Origin of the sequence: Sunxiuqinia dokdonensis (genome assembly GCF_001270965.1) — a bacterium.
Taxonomy (GTDB): domain Bacteria; phylum Bacteroidota; class Bacteroidia; order Bacteroidales; family Prolixibacteraceae; genus Sunxiuqinia; species Sunxiuqinia dokdonensis.
In genome coordinates this window covers 36946-61626 of sequence record NZ_LGIA01000014.1, presented here as the reverse complement: position 1 = coordinate 61626, position 24681 = coordinate 36946, and the positions used below count along the sequence as shown (strand labels likewise).

Annotated in this window: 22 protein-coding genes and 1 tRNA gene; 5 read left to right on the top strand and 18 right to left on the bottom strand. The window is 47.0% G+C overall.

Going from position 1 to position 24681, the window contains the following annotated elements:
• Positions 1 to 136: 136 nt before the first annotated feature.
• The 18 genes from NC99_RS01375 to NC99_RS01290 all read right to left on the bottom strand — a co-directional run bounded on the left by NC99_RS01375 (position 137) and on the right by NC99_RS01290 (position 17108).
• Positions 137 to 940 carry a DUF2797 domain-containing protein gene (locus NC99_RS01375; RefSeq protein ID WP_053179082.1) on the bottom strand — a complete coding sequence of 268 codons (804 nt, stop codon included), beginning with the start codon at positions 938 to 940 and terminating at the stop codon, positions 137 to 139.
• 20 nt (positions 941 to 960) lie between these two features.
• Positions 961 to 1665 carry an HAD family hydrolase gene (locus NC99_RS01370; RefSeq protein WP_053179080.1) on the bottom strand — a complete coding sequence of 235 codons (705 nt, stop codon included), beginning with the start codon at positions 1663 to 1665 and terminating at the stop codon, positions 961 to 963.
• 14 nt (positions 1666 to 1679) lie between these two features.
• The gene (locus tag NC99_RS01365) at positions 1680 to 3263 is read right to left on the bottom strand and encodes an aspartate:alanine exchanger family transporter (protein WP_053179078.1); all 1584 of its coding nucleotides are present in this window, start codon (positions 3261 to 3263) and stop codon (positions 1680 to 1682) included.
• A 167-nt stretch (positions 3264 to 3430) separates the two neighbouring features.
• Positions 3431 to 4150, bottom strand: coding sequence for a dipeptidase PepE (pepE, locus tag NC99_RS01360; RefSeq protein ID WP_204374861.1), 720 nt, complete (start codon positions 4148 to 4150; stop codon positions 3431 to 3433).
• A gap of 87 nt (positions 4151 to 4237) precedes the next feature.
• On the bottom strand, positions 4238 to 5038 hold the full coding sequence (locus tag NC99_RS01355) for an outer membrane beta-barrel protein (RefSeq protein WP_053179076.1): 801 nt from the start codon (positions 5036 to 5038) through the stop codon (positions 4238 to 4240).
• A gap of 88 nt (positions 5039 to 5126) precedes the next feature.
• Positions 5127 to 6023 (bottom strand): porin family protein, encoded by an 897-nt coding sequence (locus NC99_RS01350; protein WP_162231118.1) that lies wholly within the window; start codon positions 6021 to 6023, stop codon positions 5127 to 5129.
• 122 nt (positions 6024 to 6145) lie between these two features.
• Positions 6146 to 7198, bottom strand: a complete 1053-nt coding sequence (locus tag NC99_RS01345) for a hypothetical protein (protein WP_053179072.1) — start codon at positions 7196 to 7198, stop codon at positions 6146 to 6148.
• A 3-nt stretch (positions 7199 to 7201) separates the two neighbouring features.
• Positions 7202 to 7687, bottom strand: a complete 486-nt coding sequence (locus NC99_RS01340; RefSeq protein ID WP_053179070.1) for an RNA polymerase sigma factor — start codon at positions 7685 to 7687, stop codon at positions 7202 to 7204.
• 41 nt (positions 7688 to 7728) lie between these two features.
• On the bottom strand, positions 7729 to 9363 hold the full coding sequence (locus NC99_RS01335; protein ID WP_053179068.1) for a S41 family peptidase: 1635 nt from the start codon (positions 9361 to 9363) through the stop codon (positions 7729 to 7731).
• A gap of 8 nt (positions 9364 to 9371) precedes the next feature.
• Positions 9372 to 9797 (bottom strand): deoxycytidylate deaminase, encoded by a 426-nt coding sequence (locus NC99_RS01330; RefSeq protein WP_053179066.1) that lies wholly within the window; start codon positions 9795 to 9797, stop codon positions 9372 to 9374.
• Between the two features lie 128 nt (positions 9798 to 9925).
• Positions 9926 to 10300, bottom strand: coding sequence for a response regulator (locus NC99_RS01325; protein WP_053179064.1), 375 nt, complete (start codon positions 10298 to 10300; stop codon positions 9926 to 9928).
• Positions 10301 to 10376: 76 nt separating this feature from the next.
• The gene (locus NC99_RS01320) at positions 10377 to 10988 is read right to left on the bottom strand and encodes a hypothetical protein (protein ID WP_157624340.1); all 612 of its coding nucleotides are present in this window, start codon (positions 10986 to 10988) and stop codon (positions 10377 to 10379) included.
• Positions 10989 to 11143: 155 nt separating this feature from the next.
• Positions 11144 to 11395, bottom strand: a complete 252-nt coding sequence (locus NC99_RS21780) for a hypothetical protein (RefSeq protein ID WP_053179060.1) — start codon at positions 11393 to 11395, stop codon at positions 11144 to 11146.
• 64 nt (positions 11396 to 11459) lie between these two features.
• Positions 11460 to 12377 (bottom strand): endonuclease/exonuclease/phosphatase family protein, encoded by a 918-nt coding sequence (locus tag NC99_RS01310; protein WP_053179058.1) that lies wholly within the window; start codon positions 12375 to 12377, stop codon positions 11460 to 11462.
• A gap of 84 nt (positions 12378 to 12461) precedes the next feature.
• Complete coding sequence (locus NC99_RS01305) at positions 12462 to 14744, bottom strand: GH92 family glycosyl hydrolase (protein WP_053179055.1); 2283 nt, start codon at positions 14742 to 14744, stop codon at positions 12462 to 12464.
• A gap of 18 nt (positions 14745 to 14762) precedes the next feature.
• On the bottom strand, positions 14763 to 16205 hold the full coding sequence (locus tag NC99_RS01300; RefSeq protein WP_053179053.1) for a glycoside hydrolase family 76 protein: 1443 nt from the start codon (positions 16203 to 16205) through the stop codon (positions 14763 to 14765).
• 282 nt (positions 16206 to 16487) lie between these two features.
• Positions 16488 to 16571: transfer RNA gene (locus NC99_RS01295), tRNA-Leu, on the bottom strand.
• Between the two features lie 66 nt (positions 16572 to 16637).
• Positions 16638 to 17108, bottom strand: coding sequence for a hypothetical protein (locus NC99_RS01290; protein WP_053179143.1), 471 nt, complete (start codon positions 17106 to 17108; stop codon positions 16638 to 16640).
• Between the two features lie 246 nt (positions 17109 to 17354).
• Between NC99_RS01290 and NC99_RS01285 the strand changes: the two genes are divergently transcribed.
• The 5 genes from NC99_RS01285 to NC99_RS01265 are packed head-to-tail and all read left to right on the top strand — an operon-like array spanning position 17355 to position 24679.
• The gene (locus NC99_RS01285) at positions 17355 to 17933 is read left to right on the top strand and encodes an RNA polymerase sigma-70 factor (RefSeq protein WP_053179051.1); all 579 of its coding nucleotides are present in this window, start codon (positions 17355 to 17357) and stop codon (positions 17931 to 17933) included.
• A 44-nt stretch (positions 17934 to 17977) separates the two neighbouring features.
• Positions 17978 to 18967, top strand: a complete 990-nt coding sequence (locus tag NC99_RS01280; protein WP_053179049.1) for a FecR family protein — start codon at positions 17978 to 17980, stop codon at positions 18965 to 18967.
• 23 nt (positions 18968 to 18990) lie between these two features.
• Entirely contained in the window at positions 18991 to 20559 is a 1569-nt protein-coding gene (locus NC99_RS01275) for an aspartyl protease family protein (protein WP_053179047.1), read from the top strand.
• Positions 20559 to 22130 (top strand): carboxypeptidase-like regulatory domain-containing protein, encoded by a 1572-nt coding sequence (locus tag NC99_RS01270; protein WP_053179045.1) that lies wholly within the window; start codon positions 20559 to 20561, stop codon positions 22128 to 22130. Before NC99_RS01275 ends, NC99_RS01270 begins: the two co-directional genes overlap by 1 nt.
• The gene (locus NC99_RS01265; RefSeq protein WP_053179043.1) at positions 22127 to 24679 is read left to right on the top strand and encodes a carboxypeptidase-like regulatory domain-containing protein; all 2553 of its coding nucleotides are present in this window, start codon (positions 22127 to 22129) and stop codon (positions 24677 to 24679) included. The genes NC99_RS01270 and NC99_RS01265 overlap by 4 nt, the downstream gene beginning before the upstream one ends.
• Positions 24680 to 24681 lie beyond the last annotated feature (2 nt).

Here is a 24681-nt window from a genome sequence, read left to right as displayed (position 1 = left end):
CGACTGCGCATGGGCTTTCTCTCATTTGTTACTTTAAAATCATGTTATAAAAAATAGATTCGAAAACAGCGAAGTGGCGATTGTAAGGCCATTCCGATCAATCGTTTCCAATTTCAAATGCGGATGAGCAAACTGCTTACGATTTAACATTCAGCCTTAAAAAGTAGCCGTTGTGCTTCCGAATGTTGAGCGCCTGGTTTTGGTCGAAAAGCAGGTACTGTCCTTTTATGCCTGTTAGTTTTCCTTCAATCAATGGTTTTTTATCGAAGCTGACACTGCTTACTTTGGCAGGATAGCTAATCACCGGATAATGCAGTTCAACCACCTCATTCTCATCCGAAAAATACTGCTGTAACTCACGGGGCATCAACTCGCGTGCTTTCTGCTTTTCTTCTTCCAGTTGAATGGAATCATCGACCTGGTTTTGAAGCATGGCCCGCCAGTTGGTTTTGTCGGTGAAATGTTTTTTCAACAGCACCTCAATAATGCCGGCGATGTGCCGGTTGGGGGTTTTGGCCAGCTTGATGGCCCGGCTTGCGCCCTGGTCAATCCAACGGGTTGGAATTTGGTGGTGGCGTGTCACCCCAATTTTCAGCTCGCTCGATACGGCAAAATAAACGTAATGCTCGATTAAGTCATGCTCTTCGGCCCAGGCCAGGTCGCGTGCCACGCCAAACTGTGCTTTCGACAATTCGGGACGCACAACAGATTCGTCGGCTTCGGGCACCGTTTGAAAGCACGAATAGCAAAATCCCTGGCCAAAAGAAGTCTTGGTTTTCTTTCCGCAAGCGATGCAGTTAATTTGCCCATCGAATTGAAACTGAATCTGCTGCCCGATTAACTCGTTCATGTTCACCTGCTGATCACCAATGGGCAAGCGGTATTGAATTGGATCGGCCAATACGGTTTTCATTTTGATGATGTTTCCCTGGTATTCCATTTGTATTTTTCCTGCTAAAGTTAAGCACCTTCAAACAAAGTCAAAACATCATGTATTTCCTTTAGTTCAAAAAACCGGTCACTTTTGATATCAGCCGGATTCATTTGTTCAAAAATCCAGGTGGTGTAATAAGGCACATGAACGCCGTAGCCACCCAATGAAATCACGGGAAGCACGTCGGACTTGAGTGAGTTGCCAATCATCATGAATTTCCCGGCTTCAATATCCAGATGTTTCAGCAGTTCCTGGTAGTTTTCCTCACGTTTGTGAGTCATCACCTCAATGTGGTGAAAGTATTTCAGCAAGCCCGACTTTTTCAGTTTTCTTTCCTGGTCGAGCAAGTCGCCCTTGGTAGCGACCACCAGCCGATAGTTGGGTGCCAGCTTTTCCAGCAAATCGCGAATGCCATCGAGCAGAATCACCTCTTTATTCAGCATGCTTTTGCCAATCGCAATAATCGCTTCAACCTGCTCCGGCCGGACCTTTTTGTCTGTTACCAGCAAGGCGGTTTCCACAAGTGAAAGGATGAAGGCTTTGATTCCGTAGCCGTAAATTTCCATGTTTTGAACTTCCACGCGGTAAAGCTCTTCCATAATTTTTTCGGCCGGCTGATATGCTTTCAGAATTTCGCAAAACTGACGTTCGGCATCGCGAAAAAAGTTTTCATTTTCCCACAGGGTGTCATCCGCATCGAACGCAATAATCTCAATATTTTTTAAACTCATCGGCTTTGAGTGATTTAAATCAGACTTAGAACCTGCACAAACACAATCAGCAGCACCATGGCAATCGGATAAACGGTGGCGTAAGCAACCGAAGGCGCGTCGGTGTCGGTCATGCCGTCAATGGCGGCCAGACCGGGTGTGCTGGTCATACTTCCGGTGAGTGTTCCGAGCAAGGTTAGTAGGTTCATCTTCAGAAAATAACGAGCAACTACCGTTGTGATAATCATCGGCAGCAAAGTAATTAGGATGCCATACACAAACAGCTCAATGCCATACTGGCTAAAAGTTGAAACCAGGCTGGATCCGGCACTAGTCCCGACAGCAGCCAAAAAAAACAACAGGCCAAACTGCCGCAACAGTTGGTTGGCAGCGCCAGTCATGGTCCACATGACGGGGCCTGTTTTTCCGGTGCGTCCTAAAATTAGTGCAGTCAGTAAAATGCCGCCGGTCAATCCCAGACTAAAAGAAAAGGAGCCGAAATTAAGACTCAACTTTCCAACCAAAATACCAAGAATAATGCCTGTTGCGATGGGTAAAAAGTCGGTATCAGACAGCCGTCGGTCGTCGTCGCCAAAAATGCGGTTAACCTGCTCCACGCTTTCCTTATTACAGGCTACAATTAACTTGTCGCCAAACTGCAATTTGGAAGAAGGGCTGGGCGACAAGTCAATTCCTGACCTCCGGATACGGGTGATAGTGGCATTGTAGGTGTTTAAGATATTGAGCTGCCCAAGGGTTTTGTTTACCACTTCCTTGTTGGTGACCAAAACCGAACGCACATCGTACTGGGTGCTGAGCGGGATTTCGGTTTCGGTTTCCGGGCCAATCAACAATCGGACACGGCTCAGGGCCTCGTTGGTCCCCACTGCCTTAATGATGTCGCCTTTGTGGAGTATGGTTTCGCGCGAGGGTGTAATGGCCACATCGCCGTGCATGACCCGGGATACGACCGCCTTTGTCATATATCGGATGCGAAGTTCGCCAATGGTTTTGCCCACCACATTTTCATTTTCAACCACAAAATTCTTTTTCAGAATTTCAGGGAAACCGGCTGACACCTCTTTTTTATACTGTGCTTCGGCTTCTTTTACATTGACGCGCAGGAAACGGGGCAGGAAGCTGACAAACAGAATGACGCCAATCACCCCAAACGGGTAGCCAATACCATAGCCAATGGAAGCCAGCGGAGAGCCGGTCGTGTCGATGGCTGCTGCCAACCCTGGCGTACTGGTTAGCGCGCCGGTAAGCAAGCCGATGCACAGACTTTTGTCTATTCCGGCAAAATAATACACCAAATAAGTGATGATGCTCGAACTTAAAATGAGCAAGCTGGCCAAAATGGCCAGTTCGCGGCCGTTCTTTTTAAATGAGCCAAAAAATCCGGGGCCGGCCTGAATGCCAATTGTAAAAATAAACAGCACCAGACCGAGATATTGAAAATCGACCGGAATGATGACCCCAAAATGGCCAAACACCAAGGCAACAAAAATAACAGCCGATACATCGAGCGAAATACCTTTCACTTGAATCCGGCCAATAATAAATCCAACTAAAATGATTAAAAACAGGGCAAAATAGCTGTTGGTAAACAATTCCATGGCAATGCTTTTAAGTTGAAATCCAATTGATTCGTCTGGCGTTCGTTTTGTACGAACAGCGGTTGAATCCGAAATACGACTTGCAATTTATTGCGCAGTTCGTCGGACAAAAGTATAAACTAAAAGCTGGAATAGTTTCAACAGCCGGCAGAATTGTACGAAACGAACTATTCTCTTAACAGAAAGGAAAAGTCGTCGCCTGCATTCAATTCGTAGGGGAGTGACCCTTTCAGAAATATGCGCGCGGATCGATTGCCAATGAGCTTGAGTTTGCCGTTTTCAAGTTGAAGCATGGTTCCTTCGCGCAGGCCAACCACGTAGGTTTTTCCATTCACTTCCAGAAATTCAGAGATTCGTTGCTCGCGGGTTTCGCCACCGTGCCCTTCGGGGTTGGCATCGAGGTAGTGCGGGTTGATCTGAAAGCGAACCAAATTGAGGGTGTTGAAACTTCGCGGGTCAATAATGGGCATGTCGTTGGTGGTGCGCAGTGTTGGGCAAGCAATGTTTGATCCAGCACTCCAGCCGATGTAGGGCGTTCCCTGCTGCACTTTCTTTCGTATGGCCGACATCAAATCCTGGTTGTGCAACATGCGAACCAATTGCCATGTATTTCCTCCGCCTACAACAATCGCTTCCGCTTCTTCAACCGCTTTTACGGGATCTTTAAATCGATGTATGCCAATGACTTCATGGCCGATTTCCCTTAAACTCTCGTTCACTTTCTGTTCGTATTCGTCAAACGAAAAAGTCACGGCAGCAAAAGGAATAAACAAGGCTTTAACTTTCCTGGAGCCTAAAAATTTCTGAATTTCATTTTTGGGATAATCCAAATAGGCTTCACCGGGCATGGTGGAATTACTGAGCAGCAATAGTCGCATGGTTGTCATGTTCGTTAGTTTTCTATTGAATGAATGACCACTAAAATAAGCAAAGCCGGTTCATTAAAAAAGGAAATTCAACAGAAGCCAGTAATTTTAGAATGAAATGAGGGCCAAGCCAAAAGAAAACGGATATAGCACCGGGCCTTTTTCGTCCTTAAAAAGTGGCTGAAGATCGTAGCTGGCAAATAGGTTAATCCACCGGTAACCCACGCGCAGCATACCCGAAAAGCGAATGTCGTGCATGTAGAAATCGTCGGGCATTTTCAGCTTTTCCTTTTTTCCGTTTTCGCGGTACTTCACTTTGGTGTGTGTGCTCAGCCGTTTGCTGGCAACCAAGCCGCCCGCCAAATAAATACGGTTGCCGTAGTTTTTCACCGGCACCTGAAATTCGATCAACAGCGGCACACTCAAATACATGGAAGAAAGTTTCGACTTTTGTTTTGAATCATAAAAACGTTCCACCGGCTCGATCCGAACGGGCCCCTGCTCAATGCTCGTTTTCTTATCCAGAAAGTAGGTTTGCAGTTCCATGCCCAATCCGGTGACCAGGCCAATGGTGTTGCGGGTGCGCTGCAGGCCTTTCGAAAACTGGATCAGGTTTATCTGCAACACCGTGGAGCGCAAGAGGTCAACATCCAGAAAACCGGCTTCCTCGTCCAAATACATCGAATAATCTTCATTTGCCAAGCCATTCAGTCCAAGGTAAATGCCTGACCAATGACCGGTAAATTTTTCTTCCCAATAGTTAAAGCCATCCGTAACAACCCCATGCGGCTGGATAATGATGGGCTGATTGCCCCATGCCGGTTGACTAACTTCAATGGAATCATTTAGTTGTGCTTTCGACACAAACGAGAAAAGTAAAAGCGAAAATAGGAATAGAAATACCTTCATAACTTAATTCTTCCAACAAAGTTACGCATGAAAATGAAAAAAAGAAGCCTGCTTGCAGGCAGGCCTCGATCTATTCAAAAGATTCTGATTAAAAATTAACCAATCCAATGCCAATGGTCAATGGAAAAAGTTCAGGTCCACCACCATCTTTGAACAAACTTGACAAGCTGTAAGTCGCATAGATACTGATATCTTTCAGTCCAATTCTACCCGCCAGCGAATACTTAAAGGGGTTGATGTTAAAGTTTCCGTGGTCTTTACTTTTGGTGTCGTCGGTTTTTATTTTTGTGTGCGAGCCCAAGTTTAAGCCACCGATGACCCCGCCCGAAACAAATACCTGATTCGACCTGTCATTGACCGGAATCTGGAATTCGAGCAGAAGCGGAATGGTGAGGTAGGAAACGGTCAACTTCGATTTTTTAAGTCCATCAGGATCAATAGGATCTGGCACAATTACGCCATCCACCTTTTGCAGGGTGACCGGGTTATCCAATCGATAGTTGTTCATCGACCAGCCCATGCCGGTAACCAAGCCTGCCCTTTGTTCGGCCAGTACAATGTTGTATTCCAGAAAGTTAATATTCACTTCCAGCGATTTGGACTGGTTCAGTGACATGAAATCCGATCCACCAAAATGCCCATCATCATAAAAAGTATTGATTCCCAGCTCGAAACCGGCCCAGTGCCCATTGAATTTCTTGCGTTTCCAGCTGTCATCATCGTCATCCCACGAGCGGTCGCGGTGTACATCAACGTTGGTCCGGCCATTTTTTTCAATAATTTCGATATTCCGCTTGCCAATGCGAATGTGGGTGGTGTCGCTGCTGTAATTGTCGTCGATATAAATCCGGTTATTCAAAAGCGCGACTTCGGTGCGAGTTCCGCTTTCCGTTACATCTACCAGTTTTCCTATTTTGGTTGAATCCTGGGCGTAGCCCATGGAAAGGCAAAAAATCATTAGGCTTGTGAGTACTGTCGTTTTCATTTTTTTCATTTTAAAAATTTTACAAGGTGTGGGGCTTGCCTGGCCTTCAGCAAGCAAATCTGATCATTGTTTAATTGTTTTCAGGAGTAAGACGGCCAGCTATTTTGAAAAGTTACAGCAGCTTATTGATCTTTTTTTAGCGGAATGGAAAAAGCGAGGATTCGGGTGTTCAGGCTGATTTCAGAAACTTTTCCTCGGGTGTTGGTTTCGTACTCTAGCCGGTCGTTGCTCACCGAAGCCACCGCATTGAGGCCGGCACTAAGCAGGCTGCCAATCGTCAGCGGCTCATCTTTTGGCTTGTTCAAGACTTTTTGCGCCAGGTACTCATCAACGGTCAGGTAGTCCGTTGGCGAATCTGGCCGATGCGTCTTCATCTCGGCCAGGGCAAACTGCTCTGCTGCCGGAGCTATTTCAAGCGGCGACGAAAGCGGCTTCAGCTTTTGAGGAACTGCCTCGCGTGAAACCATCAATTCATCGGTGTCGGGTGCAGATATTTTCTGGATGGTGGGCTGAACAGTTTGGACGGCTTCAATGGCCAGCGGCTGGACTTGTGGTGCTGATGGCTGCTGGTCAGCGTTCTTTTCCGGAGCGGCATTCCTGAGCTCGTTTTTCGCCGGCAATGGCTTTTGATCAGGGTTTACAATGGGCTGTTCTTGGGCAAGTTGGTGGGTTGGTTCAGGCTTTGGCGAAAAATCCCATACGGCCCACACCACGAGTAATAGCACGAGCACCGCAGCAACACGGGTTCCCCAAAACAAAAAGACTTTTTTGGCAGGTTTTTTTTGCAATGAAGCTTTGTTGGGAAAAACAATCGCAGGATCGGGTTGCAGCTTGGTTTTGAGAAACCAGTCAAACTGCTTTTCTTTTTCCCGGTCGCTGGTTAATTCGTTTAAAAAGGCGGTTTGATCTTCTTCAGGCAAATCGTTTTCCAAGAATGCAACTGCCCGCGAATCAAATGCGGAGGTGCCGGTTAGTTCATTCTTCAGCAGTGCTTGTTTATTTTGAAATGGATGATTGCCACCTGTGATTTTTATGGCAGACACCTGTTCCAGCTCTTCGCGCAAGTCGGGATTGTTGCTCAAAAAATCCAGAAAATCATCAATCCGATCTTCGGGAAGATTACCATCGAGGTAATCCAGAAAATAAACTTCGTAATTTGACCGGTTAATATTCATGATTCAAACAAGCACATCTAGTTTCCCAATATAATTTTTCAAAAACACCCGGGCACGGTAAATGTACACCTTCACCTGGGCTTCGCTAAGCGCGGTTATTTCGCTAATTTCTTTGTACGAATAGCCTTCGTAGTCCCGAAGCATCAACACGGAACGCTGATCTTCGGGGAGCAATTTAATGGCCTGGTTCAGAACTTCGCCAACATCGGAATATTGGGTGAAGTGTCCTTCTTCAGGCAATTGTTTGTCATCGAGCAATTGCTGGCGCTGATCTTTCCGGATCACATCAATGGTTCGATGGTAGGCCGTTGAGAACAAGTACGATTTCACCTTGGCAGCATCAACCGAAAGCAAATGCATCCACAGCTTCTCAAAACTGTCCTGAACAATATCGCGGGCCTTTTCTTCATCCCTGATATTCTTCAACACAAATCGAAAAACAGCGTCGGCATGCCGGTTTACAGCTTCGTTATAATCCTCTACGGTCATTCTTTTTTTAGGTCGTTACACCTTGTATGACGACCACGAAGCTATTTTGTTACAGCGAGCAATTGACTCAATTGTTTTTTTGAATGGGAAAGGCGAATGGCCTCTTTGAGAGTTTCATCAATTTCCTGAATGATTGGAAAGAAGCCTTCCTCGCCAATGATATTCCGGGCAATATAGGCTTTGATTTGCGTTTCAATAATTTTGCCACTGACAGCCAGACCTTTGGGGTCATTTTTCACTCCTTTTTCGTTGGCGTAAGCGATAAACTGATCCAGGATCTGCTGGCGACCGAGGTAATCGACAAATTCGGCAGCTGTTTTCAGTTCCTTCAATTTTTCTCGGTTTAAATCGGAGTACTGAAAAGCAAAATGATAGACTAAGGCTTTTTGGGTGACTTTGGAGTAATAGTCGGAATAGCCGCTGGTGTCGGCCGCCACAAAGTAGTCGGGCATAATGCCGCCGCCGCCGTACACAGTTCGACCACTGCTGGTTTCAAACTTCAGCGAATCGGCAAATTGGATGCTGTCAGCCTCTTGGAATTCGCCATGTTCGGCCCGATTCATAATGTCGTGGTAATAATCTGTGTTGCCGTCTGTGTAAGGTTTTTGAATGCTGCGTCCGCTTGGCGTGTAGTAGCGGGCAACGGTCAGGCGCAAAGCCGAACCATCGCGAAACGGGATTTGCTCCTGCACCAATCCTTTGCCAAATGAACGGCGGCCCACCACCAGTCCCCGGTCATTGTCCTGGATGGCTCCGGCAAAAATTTCGCTGGCCGAAGCAGAATATTCATCAATCAACACAATCACTTCGTTATCCAACGCGATGCCGCCTTTGGTCGCCGTGTAATTTTTGCGGGCTTGAGCGTTTCCTTCGGTGTAAACAATCTGCCTGCCTTCGGGCAAAAACTCGTTGACCATGTTCACCACCGCCATCAAATAGCCCCCGGGGTTTCCGCGTAAATCAACAATGATTTTTTTGGCTCCCGACGATTGTAGTTTGGCAATGGCCTCGGTAAATTCGTCATAGGTTTTTTCTGCAAAACGATTGACTTTGACAAAACCGGTCGTTTCGTCAATCATATAACTTACATCAATGCTGTAAATTGGAATGTCGCCACGGGTAATTTCAAACTCAATCAGGTCAGGTATTGACTTTCTTTTTACTCCAATTCTAACGTTGGTTCCCTTTTCTCCCCGAAGTACGGTGAGAACATCCTGATTCTTAATATCCACGCCGGCAATGACAGAATCATTAACGGTGACAATGCGGTCGCCGGGTAAAATTCCAAGTTGGTACGAAGGACCGCCGGACACCACATCAATGACCTGAACGGTGTCATTATGAATAGAAAACTGCACGCCTATTCCTCCAAAATTGCCCTGCATTTCCTCGTGAACCTCTTGCATATCGCGCGCCGGGATGTAAGCCGTGTGCGGGTCGAGATTTTTCAAGAGTTCGGGAATGGTTTTTTCGACCAGTTCGCTTGTTGACACCGAATCAACGTAGGCCTGGTTAATCAATTCGATGATGGTGCTCAGCTTGTTGTTTTTTGTTGGCGTCAGATTTTGCAATGATGCGCCCTGGTTTCTACTCAAACTATTTCCCAGCACAATTCCAATAATAACCGAAACGGCAATTAAAATAGGCAAATAAATGTTGATCTGTTTTCTGTTCATGACTTTCCTTATTCCTCGTTTTCAACCTGCACCACTTCAATATTGGCTTGCCTTAATAGATTTATGCCATTTTCCAAACGATAATTGTCGGTAAAAACCACCCGCTTTATGCCGGCCTGAATGATCAGTTTTGAGCATTCCATACAGGGCGATGAAGTGACATACAGGGTTGCTCCCTCGCTGCTGTTGTTCGATTTGGCTACCTTGCTAATGGCGTTGGCTTCGGCATGAAGAACGTATGGTTTTGTTACATTGTTTTCATCTTCGCAAATATTCTCAAAGCCCGACGGAGTTCCATTGTATCCATCCGAAATGATCATCTGGTCCTTCACCAACAGTGCGCCAACCTGGCGACGTTTGCAATAGGAATTTTGTGCCCAGATGTTGGCCATCTTCAAATAACGCTGATCGAGTAAGAACTGTTTTTTTTCCATCGGATGAATTGTTTTTAGACTGTCCAAAAGTAATAAATCATGAGTCTTGATTGACTGGATACATTACAAAAAAGCGCTCACTCTTGAAAGAAATGAACGCCTTACGTATGTCGTCAACCACGTAAAAACTATACGTGAATGAATTTTTCCACGGTATTCAGAAGATCTTTTGATTTGATGGGTTTGGCCAGGTAATCATCGCATCCTGCTTCCAGCGCTTTTTCGCGATCATCAGACATGGCAAAGGCTGTTTGCGCAACGATTGGCATATCCGGATTCAAGCCTTTGATGATTCGGGTGGCCTCATAGCCGTTCATTTCGGGCATTTGCAGGTCCATCAAAATCAAATCAATCGTTTCCTTCTTGAAAAGATCGACCGCTTCCTTGCCATTTTTTGCCCAAAATATTTTTGCCTTAATCTTGCTCAGTACAGCGCTTAAGTACAAATAATTTGACTCAACGTCCTCTGCAATAAGAATTCTGGGGTTATCAACTATCGTCATTTCTTCTAGATTAAATCTCTGTTGGTCAACCAAAGATATTGAAAGATTTACGTAAATACCATAGCCGATTGTAATTTTAAGCTTCATCAGCGGGATTGGATGGATTTTTTTCCTGTTCCGCGTCATATTCCAGCTCGTATACAGCATCGGAAAAGCAATAGGCGCCCATCATGTAGAGGTAATCGTCCAGCAGCAGCAGGTGCTCGGGCTCAAACTTCAGGATCGGATCGAGGTAGAATTCCACGACGATCTCTTTCATGAGCTTGTGAATACGATGGACAAAGTGGTCAGCGCGCATCTCATCTTCAAAGTCTTCCCAAACAACGCTTCGCCACTCTTCGATGGGAACATCCGGAAATTCGGCGAAAAACTCTTGCACCTTAGCCTCTGCATTTGCTGCCGACAGGGGTTTGGGGATTGGGTTTATATTTTTAACCGGCTCGTCTCTTCGTAAATGGTAGTCGACAAAATTCAGGCCTTCCATGGTTTTGTTGGAATACCGCTCTGCCAGCTCGCGCAAGCGATCCGCCATCTGTTCCCGGTATTCTTCCCACTCGGGCCAGTAAGCGAAGACCAGGTCGAAAAGCGCTTGGGAAAGCTTGGCGTGAAATGCTTCGTCCACAGCTTTCATGGCTTTCATATCGTCTTCGAAGTTTTTGAAAAACCAATATAATTCTTCGCCATCCATGGTGTTTGATTTTGAGTTTTTGACAAACGTTTCTATGAACGTGATACCTGTAAAGCCTGGATTATGTTGCATGCACAACAAAGTAAAGACGGAATTAAAGGTGTCGAAAATAATGATTCAAAGAAAGTTATTCATCAAAATTACGATGTAATCCTTCAAAATTCAAGCATTAAGTCCTCCTTGTCAAGCAATAAGCGCTCGGTGCCAAGCAATAAGCGCTCGGTGCCAAGCAATAAGCGCCCGGTGTCAAGCAATAAGCGCTCGGTGCCAAGCAATAAGCGCCCGGTGCCAAGCAATAAGTGCTCGGTGTCAAGCAATAAGTCCTCCGTGCCGAGCAATAAGCGCCCGTTGCCAAGCAGGAGGTGTTGCGGGTGAAGCAGAGCCAGACCGGACTTGATTTGGGCCATGGCGGACCATGGCAGGTGCGGTAATGACCGGGCACAGGCCTTGGCTGAGGGCCTGTGCGACCGGTTATTCCTCGAAACTCAATATGACTTTCACCGGGAAATGGTCGGAAGGGGTGCGGGCAACATACCTGGTCAGCGATACTTCTTTCGGGAAATTCCCCGATTGCTGTGCCTCGCTACCTTCGATTTCGGTCCGGTAGGTATCGGTGAGCACGCCATACCGCTCGACGGTGAAGAACGGACTGACAAACACGTGATCGATGCGGGAGTCGGTTTTCATATCGGGCTTAAAATTATTGAACGTCCCATTGAGTGCATAGCGCACCCCGGCCACTTCGTAGGCATCGTTCAACAGGTCTGATTCTTCCAAGACGGCATAATTGGCGCTGTGCTGATCGACATTGAAATCTCCTGCCAAAATTACGGGTTGATCGCCACACATTTCGCTTATCTTTTTCAGCACCAGCTTGGCGCTGTTCTTCCGGGCCTCCACCCCCACATGATCCATGTGCAGGTTGAAGAAGAAGAACCTGAAGCCGGATTCGCGGTTTTTCAGCCTGGCCCAGGTGCAGATTCGGGGCAAGGCAGCATCCCAGCCCTTGTTGGGCCGGTCGGTGATGTCGGACAGCCAGAAATGGCCCGATTCAACCACTTCGAACTTTTCTTTCAGAAAGAAGATGGGTGCATATTCGCCCTTGGTTTGGCCATCGTCGCGCCCCACACCCACGTAATCGTAGTCGGGCAGGCCATTTAGCAGATCGAGCAGTTGGTCATGCAGGACTTCCTGCGCGCCAAAGACTTCGAAATTGTGAAAGCGGATTAAATCACAAACAACCGGGGCGCGGCGCTCCCAGCCATTTCCCTGGTTCGCATCAGCGGGGTTGTTGTAACGAATATTGAAAGACGCCACCGTCATTTCTCCGGTTTGGGCGCCACAAGTGACGGCCACAAGCACGAAACACAAAAAAAGAATTCTTTTCATTTTAGGTCGTTTTAAATCGTTTGATCTTATCCGTATTCGGGTTTTCAAGGCGAGGGATTCGAGTTGATTTCGCTTTTTCGTGCCCTATTTTTTGTTTGAAAACGAATAGGGAAAGTCTGCCGCCCCGGTTCCCCGGTTCGTGTTTGGCTGCGCGCTCATTTCGAAACTGATTTTTGCCCCTTTCATCAAATCCTCGTGGGTCAGGTAATTCTTGCTGTATTTTTTTCCGTTGAGTTTCATGCTGTTGATGTAGCGATTCTCCTTTGAGTTGCCTTTTGCCCGGATGCTGACCTCCTGGCCATTTTCCAATTCAATTTTCACTGATTTGAACAAAGGCGATCCGATGATGTACTCGTTGCTTCCCGGGCACACCGAATAAAATCCGAGGGAGGAGAACACGTACCAGGCGGATGTTTGCCCGTTATCTTCGTCGCCACAGTAGCCATCGGGGGTTGCCGCGTAAAGCTTGTCCATAATTTCGCGCGCCCAATACTGCGACTTCCAGGGCTCTCCGGCATAGTTATACAGGTAAACCATGTGTTGAATGGGCTGGTTGCCGTGGGCGTACTGTCCCATGTCCATGACCTGCATTTCGCGCATTTCGTGAATCATCGAGCGGCTGTCCATTCCGCGCGATCCGGGGATGATAAAGACCGAATCGAGCATGTTGACAAATTCTTTTCGTCCGCCCATCAAATCCATGAGTCCCGCCGGATCGTGAAAAACCGACCAGGAATAGTGCCAGCTGTTTCCTTCTGTAAAATCGCGACTCCAGTCTGTCGGTTTAAACGAATCAGAAAAAGAGCCGTCGGACGCCCGGCCAGCCATGAGCTTATTTTTTGGGTTGTACAGGTTTTTGTAGTTCATGGCCCGCTGCGCATAAATGTCAATCTCGCTTTGCGGTTTATTCAGCGCTTTTCCCAAACGATAGATGGTCCAGTCGTTGTAGGCATACTCCAGGGTACGAGCCACATTCTGGCTAATTTTCACATCGTTGGGAATGTATCCGTATTGGTTGTATTGCTCGTAGCCGGTTCTTCCCGAGGCGGCAACAGTTGGATGCACATGGTTGGCACCGTGTTTCAGGGCTTCCCACAGGGTCTCAATATCATAACCTCGCAAGCCTTTCAACCAGGCATCGGCTACCACCGAAGCCGAATTGTTGCCCACCATAATGTTGCGGTGCCCCGGGCTGGCCCATTCGGGAAGGAAGCCACTTTCTTTGTAGGCGTTTGCCAAACCTTCCTGCATTTTCTCATTTTCTGAAGGATAAACAAAATTCAGGAAAGGAAACAAACTGCGGAAGGTATCCCAGAAACCCGTGTCGGTGAATAGGTAGCCCGGCAGCACCTGCCCGTTGTATGGGCTGTAATGCATGATGTTTCCATCGGCATCAATTTCCGAAAGATTCCGGGGGAACAAGACCGTGCGGTACAAGTTGGAATAAAAAGTGCGCAGGTTGTCGATGTTGTCGTCTTCGACCCTGATTTTTCCCAGCACCTCGTTCCAGCGTGCTTTTCCCTTGCCGGCAATCTCGTCGAAACTGTCGTCGCCCAATTCTTTCAGGTTCAACATGGCCTGCTCTTCGCTGATGAACGATGAAGCCACGCGGGCGTGCACCTGCTCGTCGTTGACGGTTGAAAAACCGATAATGGCTCCGGCATGGTTGCCCTCGAATGCTTTTTCACCCTCGGTGATCTCGCCATCTTTTACCGTTGAAAAATAGGTAAAGGGCTTGTCGAAAACGATGACAAAGTAATTCTTGAAGTTGTCGGGCACACCGCCGCTGTTTCGGGTGGTGTAACCTACAATTTTGTTTTCTTCAGGAATGATTTTTACGAATGAACCTTTGTCAAACGCGTCGGTAACCACAAACGAATGGTCGCTGTTGGGAAAGGTGAAACGGAACATGGCTGCCCGTTCGGTGGGGGTGATCTCGGTTGTTACATCATGATCGGCCAAATAGACCCGGTAGTAATAAGGTTTGGCCACTTCGGCCTTATGCGAAAACCAGCTGGCCCGTTCGTCCTCGTTAAAAACAGCCTTTCCGGTGATGGGCATGATAGAGAACTGGCCGTAGTCGTTCATCCAGGGGCTGGGCTGGTGGGTTTGCTTGAATCCCCTGATTTTGTCGGCGGTGTACTGGTACATCCACCCATCGCCCATCTTTCCGGTTTGGGGCGACCAAAAATTCATGCCCCAGGGAAGAGCAATGGCCGGGTAAGTATTGCCTGTTGAAAGTTCATATTTCGAATTGGTGCCCACCAATGTGCTGACATAGCTCACCGGGTCAAAGTCCTGTGCGTTCACTTTGAGCACGAAGCTCAACATCATCAAGGCGCCTAAAAATCCAATCTTCTTCTTCATCTTTAATTCCTTTATTTTTTATTTCTCCAGTTCATATCGAGATAGTACTGCATATTCGGCAGCAAAGGTAAAGCTGAACATGCCCTCGGTCTGGTTTTCGTTTTGGTCGTCTTTCCAACCTTTCAACAAATTGGTTGGGAGAATGCCCTTATACAGGAAATTTTCGTAACCATAGTCGAGGTTTTGCTGAAAAGTATGAATATAATCGTCGACCTTTTTAACGGTTGGATACAGATCGACGTAACCACGCATGAGTACTCCGTTGAACCAATTTCTGAAACCGCCGATGTCGTAGGTATAATGACCGGGCAGGTCTTCGCCGGCTTTGGCAAAGTAAGCGAAACTGGCATCCGACAGTTTTTCGGAATCCTTCCGATATTGCTGATCGCCCGTTGCCCGGTACAGGTCGGCAGCACCCGAAAGCATGGTCCCGCTGTTGTAGGTGAAAGCCGGTCCCACGCGGTCGCGACAAACGATGCCCTGCCGGTAAGTCACGCCATCAACCGTTTCGGTCTGTGGATTTCGTGGCGAGCAGCCACCCATCATATCATCGTACACGCCATCGGCCCGCAACAGGTGTTTCTTTTGCCAGTCGTATATTTTTTGAGCAAACTGCAAGTAATAGTCACTCTTTTTCACCTGGCTTGTTTTACGGGTTTTGCCATCCGCTGCATCAATGTAGCGGTGGGTGATTTCATCATCTTTCTCTTTATACAGCTCATGCAACCACACCAAAGGGCTCACCATGGGCCCGTTGCTACACGAATGTTTGGAGACATAACCCGGCCCCCAGGTAATCCCACCACGCTCTTCGCCATTGGCATCGCGCGTGCAGTCCCACCCGTCGAGCACATATTCGGTGAGGTATTCCGCTTTCTCCAAATAAGCTTTGTTGTTGGTGAGCTTATACGCTTCGAGCAACTCGCGTACCAGCCACATCTGGTCGTCATACACATTTTCGATGCCCGCTACTTTGGCCTCACCTTTGTTTGCAGCCCGGTGAACCCCATACACCGACCAAGCCTTGGTCTGTGTGTAGGACACCAGCTCGAAAGTTCCCAGATAATAATCGGCACCCTGATACAGCTGATTCAGCACGTCGGCATAGCGGTCAAAATGCGCTTGGTAAAGCTTAGAGTTGCCATGCTCCTGCTGCAGCTGGAGGGCATGTAGAATGGCATTGACCGCTTCGATAGCGGCGGTGTACATCCATACGCTTCCGGTCTCTTTGGATCGAACATCCGTGTAAGGGTTGTAGTAGCGGGCCATGGCCATGCCTTCGCGGGTAAAGTGGGCCGACAGGGCGTTGTCAGCAAGTTCAATGGCACGCAAAAGGTTTTGTTCTGAAAGATTGTTCTTCGCCGGCTGATTGCCCTGGCTTTGGTTGGTTGTTGTGCCGCATGCTGTAATCCACATAAGGGCCAACATACAGGCAACGATCATCGAGGTGTATAGCTTCATCTGAAAGAAATATTAGGCCTGCGTTGATACAGACGAAAAAACGGGGTGAACCCCAAGTCTGTCCAAGCAGGTTTAGTTGGTTTATATTTTTGAAATCGCCGTAAAGGTTAAAAAAAACAAAGAAAAAACCGGTCTAAAACTGAAGAAAAGTCACGATTTTACCAGGTAGAAGTTCCTGGTACTGGTTGTATCGCCATTTGTCCGAAACACTAATTCGGCACAATTCTACGATCATCAAAAAACAAAAACCCTCTCAAAACAAGCGTTTGAGAGGGTTTTTAGTACCCGGGGCGGGAATCGAACCCGCACTCTGTTGCCAGAACTGGATTTTGAATCCAGCGCGTCTACCAATTCCGCCACCCGGGCTTGAATTAGCGATGCAAAATTAATGGAAATTTTCTGAGCTCAAAGAAATTCTTTAAAAATATTCCCTCAAAACGCATATCGGATGGAGAGAGCACCACCATCACCCCAAAAACCGGAGTGTCCGATCACATTCAGAGCGGGTTTCCAGTCGAGGCTCAGGCAAATGGGAACCTCGACAAAACTGTATTCCAAACCCAAAATACCATCCAGCCCGACAACCGTGTAAGCTTTATCCTCATCGAATCGTGACGATCTGTAACCGTCCCAAAAGCCCAGGTGACCGCCAAAACCGTAGTACCAACACAAGCCCTCAACCGCAAACGGGTAGTTGTGAATTTCATACAATCCGGTGATGTTGAACCCATGCCAGCGTGTGGATAAGATTCCTTCCAGCGCTGCTTCACCGCCAATAAAATGCTTCACGGTTAATCCACTCTCAAAACCACCCCTTAAGCCAATGGCCGTGTTATAATCTTGTGCAGCTAGCCCTCCGGAGACCAGCAATCCGAAAACCAATCCAAAGAATAATTTTTTCATACAATCGATTTTTTGATGATACATGAAAGCGAAATCTTGTTCTGAAAAGTGCATGTGGCGCACTTTTCATTCAAAACGAAGGGCAAGCGAAATTAGTACGTCTTTTTCCTCATCGTTGGTTTGAAACCAAAAACCACGTGAAAAACGAAAGAATCTTTTGTTCGGAAATGAAGTCTTTGTTATTCGGGCGTCTATTTTTTTGATAACTTAGCCCGGCATCTTTTTAAGATTGAACAGGCAATAAGCATGAATACGCACAACGACAACGACCTTTTGACCCGGCTGAAGCAAAGCGATGAAGAAGCTTTCGAAACCATTTTCAACACCTATTATGCTTCGTTGTGCTTGTTTGGCAGCCAATTTCTTGGCGATGACGCGAAGGCGGAAGAAATTACCCAGGATTTGTTTGTCAACCTGTGGAGCAAGCGAGACAGCCTGCACATCGATCGCTCTTTAAGAAGTTACCTGTTTCATGCGGTGAAGAACCAATGCCTGAATTGGATTCAGCACACGAAAGTGCGGGAGAAACATGCCGAAAATGTGAAAGAGCGTTTTAACCGAGAATGGAATGAATCCGACTATTTTCTGGAAGTCGGCTTATCCGAAAAAATTGCCGCCAGCATTGAATCCTTACCGGAAAAGCGACGTGAAATTTTCAAGCTTAGCCGTGAGCAAGGACTGAAATACCAGGAGATTGCGGACCAGCTCGGCCTGTCGGTGAAAACTGTTGAGACACACATGGGCCTGGCCCTAAAACAACTGCGTGAGCAACTACGCGACTACAAAGATTACTTCATTGGATTGGTCATTTTCAGAAATATCTGACTACACCATTAGGGGTATTTTCTTCCAGTCTTGTCATAGGAGTAATGAAAGCAAATAAAAATATCCGACAAGAAGATTGGGAATTATTGGCCAGGGAACTATTCGATGAGCCCGACTCCCAAGTCTGCCCAATTCCGGTTGACGAATCTGATCAGCGCCAATTGCGGCAGTTGACAAAAAAAATCGACCTGCATTACCGGCTAAAAAAGTACGACACCGCCGGAGCCCTCTCCCAAGTGAAAGGGCGTATTCAGAAAAATCGGTCGAAAGCAATCTCTCGATTCATGATCTTACGTACGCTTAAAATTGCGGCGGCTGTCATTCTGGCCTTGATCATCGGATCAGCCGCTTATTACGTGGGCCAGCGCCAAATAGCACAGCAGCACATGGCTGGCGTAATGGTTGATGATGCCGGGCTTTCGCAAATTGAGCTGTCGGACGGAACCCTGGTGACCCTGAACCGCGACACGAAAATTAAATATCCCGATCAGTTTGCCAACGATATTCGGGAAATTTCAATTGAAGGAGAAGCCTTTTTCGAAGTGACACCTAACCCAAGCAAACCATTTGTCATTCATGCCGGTGAAGCAACCGTGAAGGTTTTGGGAACAAGCTTTTCGGTCAATGCTTACCCGGAGAATGACCGGGTTGAAGTCATCGTAGCCACCGGAAAAGTAGAGGTGTCGAAACTGGCCAACCTCCAGAAAATCACGCTCGATCCGGGAGACAAAGGAACATTCATCAATTCGAGCAAGCAACTCACCAAAAGCCTGAATGATAATCCAAACTTCTTGGCCTGGAAAACACGGACGTTTATTTTCAATGAAACCGCATTGGCTGAAGTCATTCAGCAATTAAACAAAGTTTACCGCGTACACATTGAACTTCCGGACCACAGGCTGGACGAACTGCTCTTAAACGCGCATTTTGAAAAAGAAACCCTCGACTTTATCCTGGAAGTGATTTCCAACACCCACGGGCTGGACGTAAAAAAACAAGGTGGGCGCTATTTATTGTTGAAGAAAGAAGCTTAATCCGAAAAAAAAACATTGAAACCATGAAAACACAGATCATAAAAGCCAGCGCTTCAATATTTATCCTGACCCTATTTTTTATGCTTTCGGCCCGGCCACTGGCAGCGCAGGAAGACAAACAGGGAGAAAATATCCTGGAGCAAAACATCAGTCTTTATGCTGAAAATGAGTCGCTTTCAAAGGTGATTGAGCAAATTTGTACTTACCTCGATTTGGATTATTCCTATAACTCGAAATTGCTTGAGGGAAAGAACATTACTCTGAATATTTCGAACAAGCCCATTCGTTATGTACTCGAAAAACTGATGGAAGATTTTTACCTGATTTTCGAGATAGAAAACAACCTGCTGGTTGTGCGCGACTATGTGCCCCTGCGCGAAAGTGTGGACTATGAAGAGAAAATGCGCTTTGAACCCAGCAAGAACCGATTCGAATTTCAAAATTCGGGTCAAAAATCTGTCACCTTCAAATTTAAGTCGGCCAGCAACCTGATCATCATTCCGGTACAGATTAATGATTCGGACACCTTGAATTTCATTCTGGATACCGGCGTTCGGTTTCCAATCATCACCGAACTGCCCTACGTAAACAAGTTGAATTTAAACCTGTTGCACCCGGTGGATATTAAAGGTTTGGGCGAAGGCGAAAACCTGACCGCTTACCGTTCGGGCAACAACACCATGAAAATTGATGGTTTGGTGGCCTGGAATCAGGAAGTACACATGGTAATAAACGACAACTTCCAGATTTCTCAAATCCTGGGAATCCCCGTCCATGGTTTGATTGGCTTCGACCTGTTCAAGGATTTTGTGGTCGAAATTGATTATAACAACGAAAAACTCACGGTGATTGATCCTGACCGCTATCGCGACCGGGTTCGAAATAAAGACATTGTGATGCCACTTCACTTTGAGCACAACAAGCCTTATGTGCGCACCACCATCATGACCGATGAGAATGAGGAAGTGCCGGTGAAACTGCTGGTTGATACGGGCGCCAGCGATGCCATCTGGCTGTCAACCAAGTCGGACGATCGAATTGACATTCCCAAGAATAATATCGAAACCTTTTTGGGAAAAGGACTTAGTGGCGACCTGCATGGACGCAAAGGGCGGATCGGCGGCATTTGGGTTGGTCCACTAATTCTGACCGAGCCCATCGTCGCTTTTCCAAACAACGAGATGATTGAAAGTTTGATTGTTGCCAATGACCGAAACGGAACCTTGGGTGCCGAAATTCTGAAGCGGTTTTTCGTCACACTCGATTATCCCAATCACCAAATCAAACTTCGCCCGACAAGCAAGGTGAATGACGACTTTAACTACAACATGAGCGGAATGGAAGTGTACAATCCCATGCCGGGTTTGCCCATTTTCACCATTGACAACGTCCGAAAAGACTCACCGGCGTACCATGCCGGGCTGAAAGAAAATGACCAGATTCTATCGGTCAATAATACCAGTCATAAATCCTTGTCTTTAAATGACATAAATCTTATCTTTCAGAGCAAGGAAGACCGGAAAATTAAGATGACCGTCTTGCGCGATGGAGCCGAAGTAAAAACGAGTTTTCAATTGGAAAAGATCTTTTAGTGAAATTTATCACCCTGACATTTAGCCTGCTTATTGTACTCCTGCCCTTCATTACGCGCGGGCAGGAGGAGCAGTCTGCGAGTCTGGACAGCAAAGTATCGATACACATTGAAGACGGCCAGCTTCTGGATTTGCTGAACCAGATTTCGGCCCAAACCAACATTTATTTTTCCTACGATCCGGTGTTGGTCAACACCGACCAACGCATTGCAATGGTGGTTGAAGACCAATCCGTTCAGCACGTTTTGGATGAAGTTTTTGGGCAGAAATTTCATTTCAACCTACTGAAAAACCAGCTCGTCATTACCCGGCAAAAAGGCCCCGGGACCGGCGCTGACACCTATCAACAAATTCGCTATGAGTTGTCGGGGAAATTGCTGAACCGCCAAACGGAGGAGGAAGTTCCTTATGCCAGCATTTCCGTGTTGGGGCATCCCTTCGGAACCATCTCCAATGTTGATGGAGATTTTCGGTTAAAAATACCTGCTGAATATGAGTCGGACACGCTGGTTGTTTCCAGCATGGGCTTCGACCGGCTTTACATTTTGCCGGACACCGTTCAGCACAACGAACTCCTTGTTTACCTCGATCCGGTTGAAATTCAGTTAAAAGAAGTGCTGGTTTCGGCGGCAAATCCCATGCAGGTGCTGGATAAAATGATTGACAACATCAATGAAAATTACGCAACAAATACCCAGTTGATGACTTCGTTTTACCGCGAAGTGTTGAAACAGGACAAAGAATACATCAATGTTTCGGAGGCTGTGATGGATATCTTGAAAGCGCCGTACGACAATCCGTTTCGGCAGGACCAAATTCGTTACCTGAAGGGGCGAAAAAGCACGGAGGTGCAATCGGCTTTTCAACTGGTCGATTTCAAGATGCAAGGTGGCCCTTATTACATCACCAAGCTGGATGTAATCAAAACCATGGATTCGTTTATCGACAAGGAATTTCGGGAATATTACAACTACAGCGTTGAGTGCGTGATTGATTATGCTGCCCGTCCAACTTACATCATTTATTTTGAGCCCGATGGCAAGTTTGACTACCTCACATACGAAGGCGAACTTTATATCGATAAAGAAACCTTTGCCTTGGTTCACGCGGAGTTTAGCCTGAGTCGAAGCGGAAAGAAAAGTGCCCGCCGGTCACTGATCAGAAAAAAACCACGGGGTTTTAATGTTCGCCCCATCGACCTGGATTACACGGTGACTTACAAGAAACACCACAACAAATGGTACCTGAATTCAGCGCAAACGTCGGTGAAATTTCATGTCAAGAGCCGGCAGGACAAGATTAACTCGGTTTTTCACAGCATCTCTGATCTGCTGATTACCAATCATCGCGAAACCAACCTGAGGCGTTTCAAGCGTGATGAGAATTTTGATTCGTCCGATATTTTCAGTGAAATGATCACCAGCTACGATGAAGATTTTTGGGGAGATTACAATGTGATAAAACCAAGCGAAGATCTTCGAAACGCTTTTAAAAAGGATCCGAAACAAGGAAGTTTCCTCAATAATGCCTCGCCAATAGTTCCTTTAACATCACAAAAAAGTCAACCATGAAAACGAAATTTTTATCCATCTTGCTTACGCTGGCTGCTTTAACGGCATCGTCGCAAAGCGTTGTTCTGTCCGACCTTGCGCAAAAGCTGACCGACTATTACCAGTTTTATCCCATTGAAAAAATTCAGCTGATGACGGATAAGGAAGTGTACAAGCCGGAAGAAGTGATTTGGTTTTCGATGCTGATCACCAATGCGATGGGCCAGCTTGTGGAACCGATCAGCGATGAGGTGCAGGTTGGTTTGTATTCCAGTGATGGTATCCGTATTATCGGGCACAATTTCAGGTCGAAAATGGGCATGATGAAAGGCGATATCGCCATTCCAAAAGGCTTGCAGGAAGGAAAATATGTATTGGTGGCCAACGTGGCTTCCACATCGAAGGCCAATGACGCCTTTTACAAACTGATTTACATCAATCCAAAAAATGAGGAAGCCTTTCGCCTGAAAGAAACAAGGGTACCGGCATCTTTAAGCCCGGGAGAATCGAGCAGCTATGCGTTTGCGGTTGAGGAAATGAACGGAACCCCGGCTAAAAATGAGAAGCTGGAAGCGGAACTTTATCACCAGGAGGAACTTGTTCTGAAAGAAAAAGTGAAAACAAATGCGGACGGAGAGGCTGTCCTTGATTTGGCCATTCCCGGCAAAACTTTCGAAAGCCCCTTGAAATTGGTTGTTTCATCCAGAAAGAATGAATTGAATTTTTCAACGCTACTTCCTGTCAAAAGCGAACAGCTCCGTGTTTGCTTTTTTCCTGAAGGAGGAAAGCTGATTGCCGGAACGCCCCAAAAACTGGGCTTTAGCGTTCACAATCAGCTGGGGCAGCCGGTGTCGGTAAGCGGAGAAATTACGGATGAAAACGGAACGCGAATCAGCCAGGGCAGCACCTCTGTACCAGGTTTTGGTGTTTTTCCGTGCCTGTTCGAACAAGGGAAACAATACCGCTTGCATTTGACGAGCGAACTGGGAAAAGACCAAAGTTTTGCGCTTCCAAAAGTTGAAAATGGCCTGGGGTTGGCGCTTGCCCGTACCGATGCCGATTTTATTTACCTCAACCTGGTTCCGTCGGCACAGGACCCGGAAACCATCTATCTGCTGGCCAACAAGGGCGAAACCATCGTTTGGGCTTCTGAAGTGAAGTTAGAAAGCGACATCCGCCTGAAAATTCCGAAAACCGATTTCCCGAATGGAGTCAGCCTGATTTCGGCTTTCAATGAACAGGGTGAAGTGTTGGCCAGTCGGTTGGTTTATCTTGAAAAACAAGGAGATGCGGCGCTGGGACTGAACGCACCGGAAAAAGTAAAAGCCGGCGAAGTGTTCAAGTTTATCATCGAAACCAGCCAGCCGGCTGTAGCAACACCGGCGGTGGACCTGTCAATCAGTGCATCCGAAGAAAACCGGAACTGGCCAACTCATTGGGCACCGTGGCTGCTGTTCAACTCCGATCTTTCAAAACAGATTACCGAAACCCAAAGTCTGCTGGGCACAAAGAGCCTGGAAACAACCCTGAATTATCTGCTGGTTGCCAACCGGATGAAGAACTTCGACTGGAACAGCATCATTCATTTTGACCGGGAACGCGAGCAGAACAAGCTGCAGCAAAACGGGGTGTTTGGGCAGGTTGTCAACCGAAACAACGAGCCCGTACCCAACGCCAAAGTTAGTTTCATCAATGCTCAAAACATGCAAATTCTCAACAGTTCGACCGATGAAAATGGCGAGTTTTTCCAGCAAGCCATCAATCCCGGCAAACTCGACGATTTTGCCATCAAAGCCATTGGTCCCGACGGGAGTGAAGATATCAGAGTGGCCTTTAGAAAATCATTGGCTGAGGAGGTTTCAGAAGCGGTTCAAGAGTTTTTGAATGTCTACGCCGCCCTTGAGCAAACCCAATTCGGCAGCGATTTCTACAATAAGAACGAGGATTTATTTGAGAAAATTAAAATCGAACCGGAAAATCGGCAGATGACGGAACCGGCGTACAAAAAGTATCTGCAAACGGCCACTTCACTGCTCGAAGTGTTGAAGGTGATTAAGCCTTACCGGCTGGATGGCGACAAAATTATTTTCCCCGGCGGAACCAATTCAATAAACGCGCAGGATGGTGCCCTGATTGTGGTTGACGGCCAAAAGCTCGGAACCAGCGCCACAGTGCTGAATTCGATGAGTCCACACGATATTGAAAGTATTAACGTGTCAACCAGTCCGGTGGAGATTCAGCGCTATACTGGATTAAACTCCGTTGGCTTGATCGAAATCTGGACGAAAAGGGGCGAGCGTACCGAAGAAGTGGAACTGCTTTCGGCAGAAGATATTTTTGATGGTGACTACCGCATTCCGCGCGACTATTGGCAGCTAAAGTCAAAAAAGCCACAGCAACAACCAACCACCCTGTTCTGGAGTCCGGCGGTACAGGTGAACCCCAATGGCCGGTCGGCGTTTGAAGTGGCAGCCGGGCAGGTGTTGGGGGCCTTTATCATCCGGGCCGAAATGATTGATTCAAACGGGCAGGTTATTCAGGCCCGTAAAACAATTGAGGTGATTCCTTAATT

What these genes read in the sequence shown, in the direction of transcription:
- NC99_RS01335 (WP_053179068.1), bottom strand. Translation starts at nt 9,363, where the DNA reads ATGAACAGAAAACAGATCAACATTTATTTGCCTATTTTAATTGCCGTT.
- NC99_RS01370 (WP_053179080.1), bottom strand. Translation starts at nt 1,665, where the DNA reads ATGAGTTTAAAAAATATTGAGATTATTGCGTTCGATGCGGATGACACC.
- NC99_RS01375 (WP_053179082.1), bottom strand. Translation starts at nt 940, where the DNA reads ATGGAATACCAGGGAAACATCATCAAAATGAAAACCGTATTGGCCGAT.
- NC99_RS01340 (WP_053179070.1), bottom strand. Translation starts at nt 7,687, where the DNA reads ATGACCGTAGAGGATTATAACGAAGCTGTAAACCGGCATGCCGACGCT.
- NC99_RS01345 (WP_053179072.1), bottom strand. Translation starts at nt 7,198, where the DNA reads ATGAATATTAACCGGTCAAATTACGAAGTTTATTTTCTGGATTACCTC.
- pepE (WP_204374861.1), bottom strand. Translation starts at nt 4,150, where the DNA reads ATGACAACCATGCGACTATTGCTGCTCAGTAATTCCACCATGCCCGGT.
- NC99_RS01300 (WP_053179053.1), bottom strand. Translation starts at nt 16,205, where the DNA reads ATGAAGCTATACACCTCGATGATCGTTGCCTGTATGTTGGCCCTTATG.
- NC99_RS01365 (WP_053179078.1), bottom strand. Translation starts at nt 3,263, where the DNA reads ATGGAATTGTTTACCAACAGCTATTTTGCCCTGTTTTTAATCATTTTA.
- NC99_RS01275 (WP_053179047.1), top strand. Translation starts at nt 18,991, where the DNA reads ATGAAAACACAGATCATAAAAGCCAGCGCTTCAATATTTATCCTGACC.
- NC99_RS01355 (WP_053179076.1), bottom strand. Translation starts at nt 5,038, where the DNA reads ATGAAGGTATTTCTATTCCTATTTTCGCTTTTACTTTTCTCGTTTGTG.
- NC99_RS01290 (WP_053179143.1), bottom strand. Translation starts at nt 17,108, where the DNA reads ATGAAAAAATTATTCTTTGGATTGGTTTTCGGATTGCTGGTCTCCGGA.
- NC99_RS01325 (WP_053179064.1), bottom strand. Translation starts at nt 10,300, where the DNA reads ATGACGATAGTTGATAACCCCAGAATTCTTATTGCAGAGGACGTTGAG.
- NC99_RS01285 (WP_053179051.1), top strand. Translation starts at nt 17,355, where the DNA reads ATGAATACGCACAACGACAACGACCTTTTGACCCGGCTGAAGCAAAGC.
- NC99_RS01305 (WP_053179055.1), bottom strand. Translation starts at nt 14,744, where the DNA reads ATGAAGAAGAAGATTGGATTTTTAGGCGCCTTGATGATGTTGAGCTTC.
- NC99_RS01320 (WP_157624340.1), bottom strand. Translation starts at nt 10,988, where the DNA reads ATGGATGGCGAAGAATTATATTGGTTTTTCAAAAACTTCGAAGACGAT.
- NC99_RS01330 (WP_053179066.1), bottom strand. Translation starts at nt 9,797, where the DNA reads ATGGAAAAAAAACAGTTCTTACTCGATCAGCGTTATTTGAAGATGGCC.
- NC99_RS01280 (WP_053179049.1), top strand. Translation starts at nt 17,978, where the DNA reads ATGAAAGCAAATAAAAATATCCGACAAGAAGATTGGGAATTATTGGCC.
- NC99_RS01310 (WP_053179058.1), bottom strand. Translation starts at nt 12,377, where the DNA reads ATGAAAAGAATTCTTTTTTTGTGTTTCGTGCTTGTGGCCGTCACTTGT.
- NC99_RS01350 (WP_162231118.1), bottom strand. Translation starts at nt 6,023, where the DNA reads ATGAAAACGACAGTACTCACAAGCCTAATGATTTTTTGCCTTTCCATG.
- NC99_RS21780 (WP_053179060.1), bottom strand. Translation starts at nt 11,395, where the DNA reads ATGGCCCAAATCAAGTCCGGTCTGGCTCTGCTTCACCCGCAACACCTC.
- NC99_RS01265 (WP_053179043.1), top strand. Translation starts at nt 22,127, where the DNA reads ATGAAAACGAAATTTTTATCCATCTTGCTTACGCTGGCTGCTTTAACG.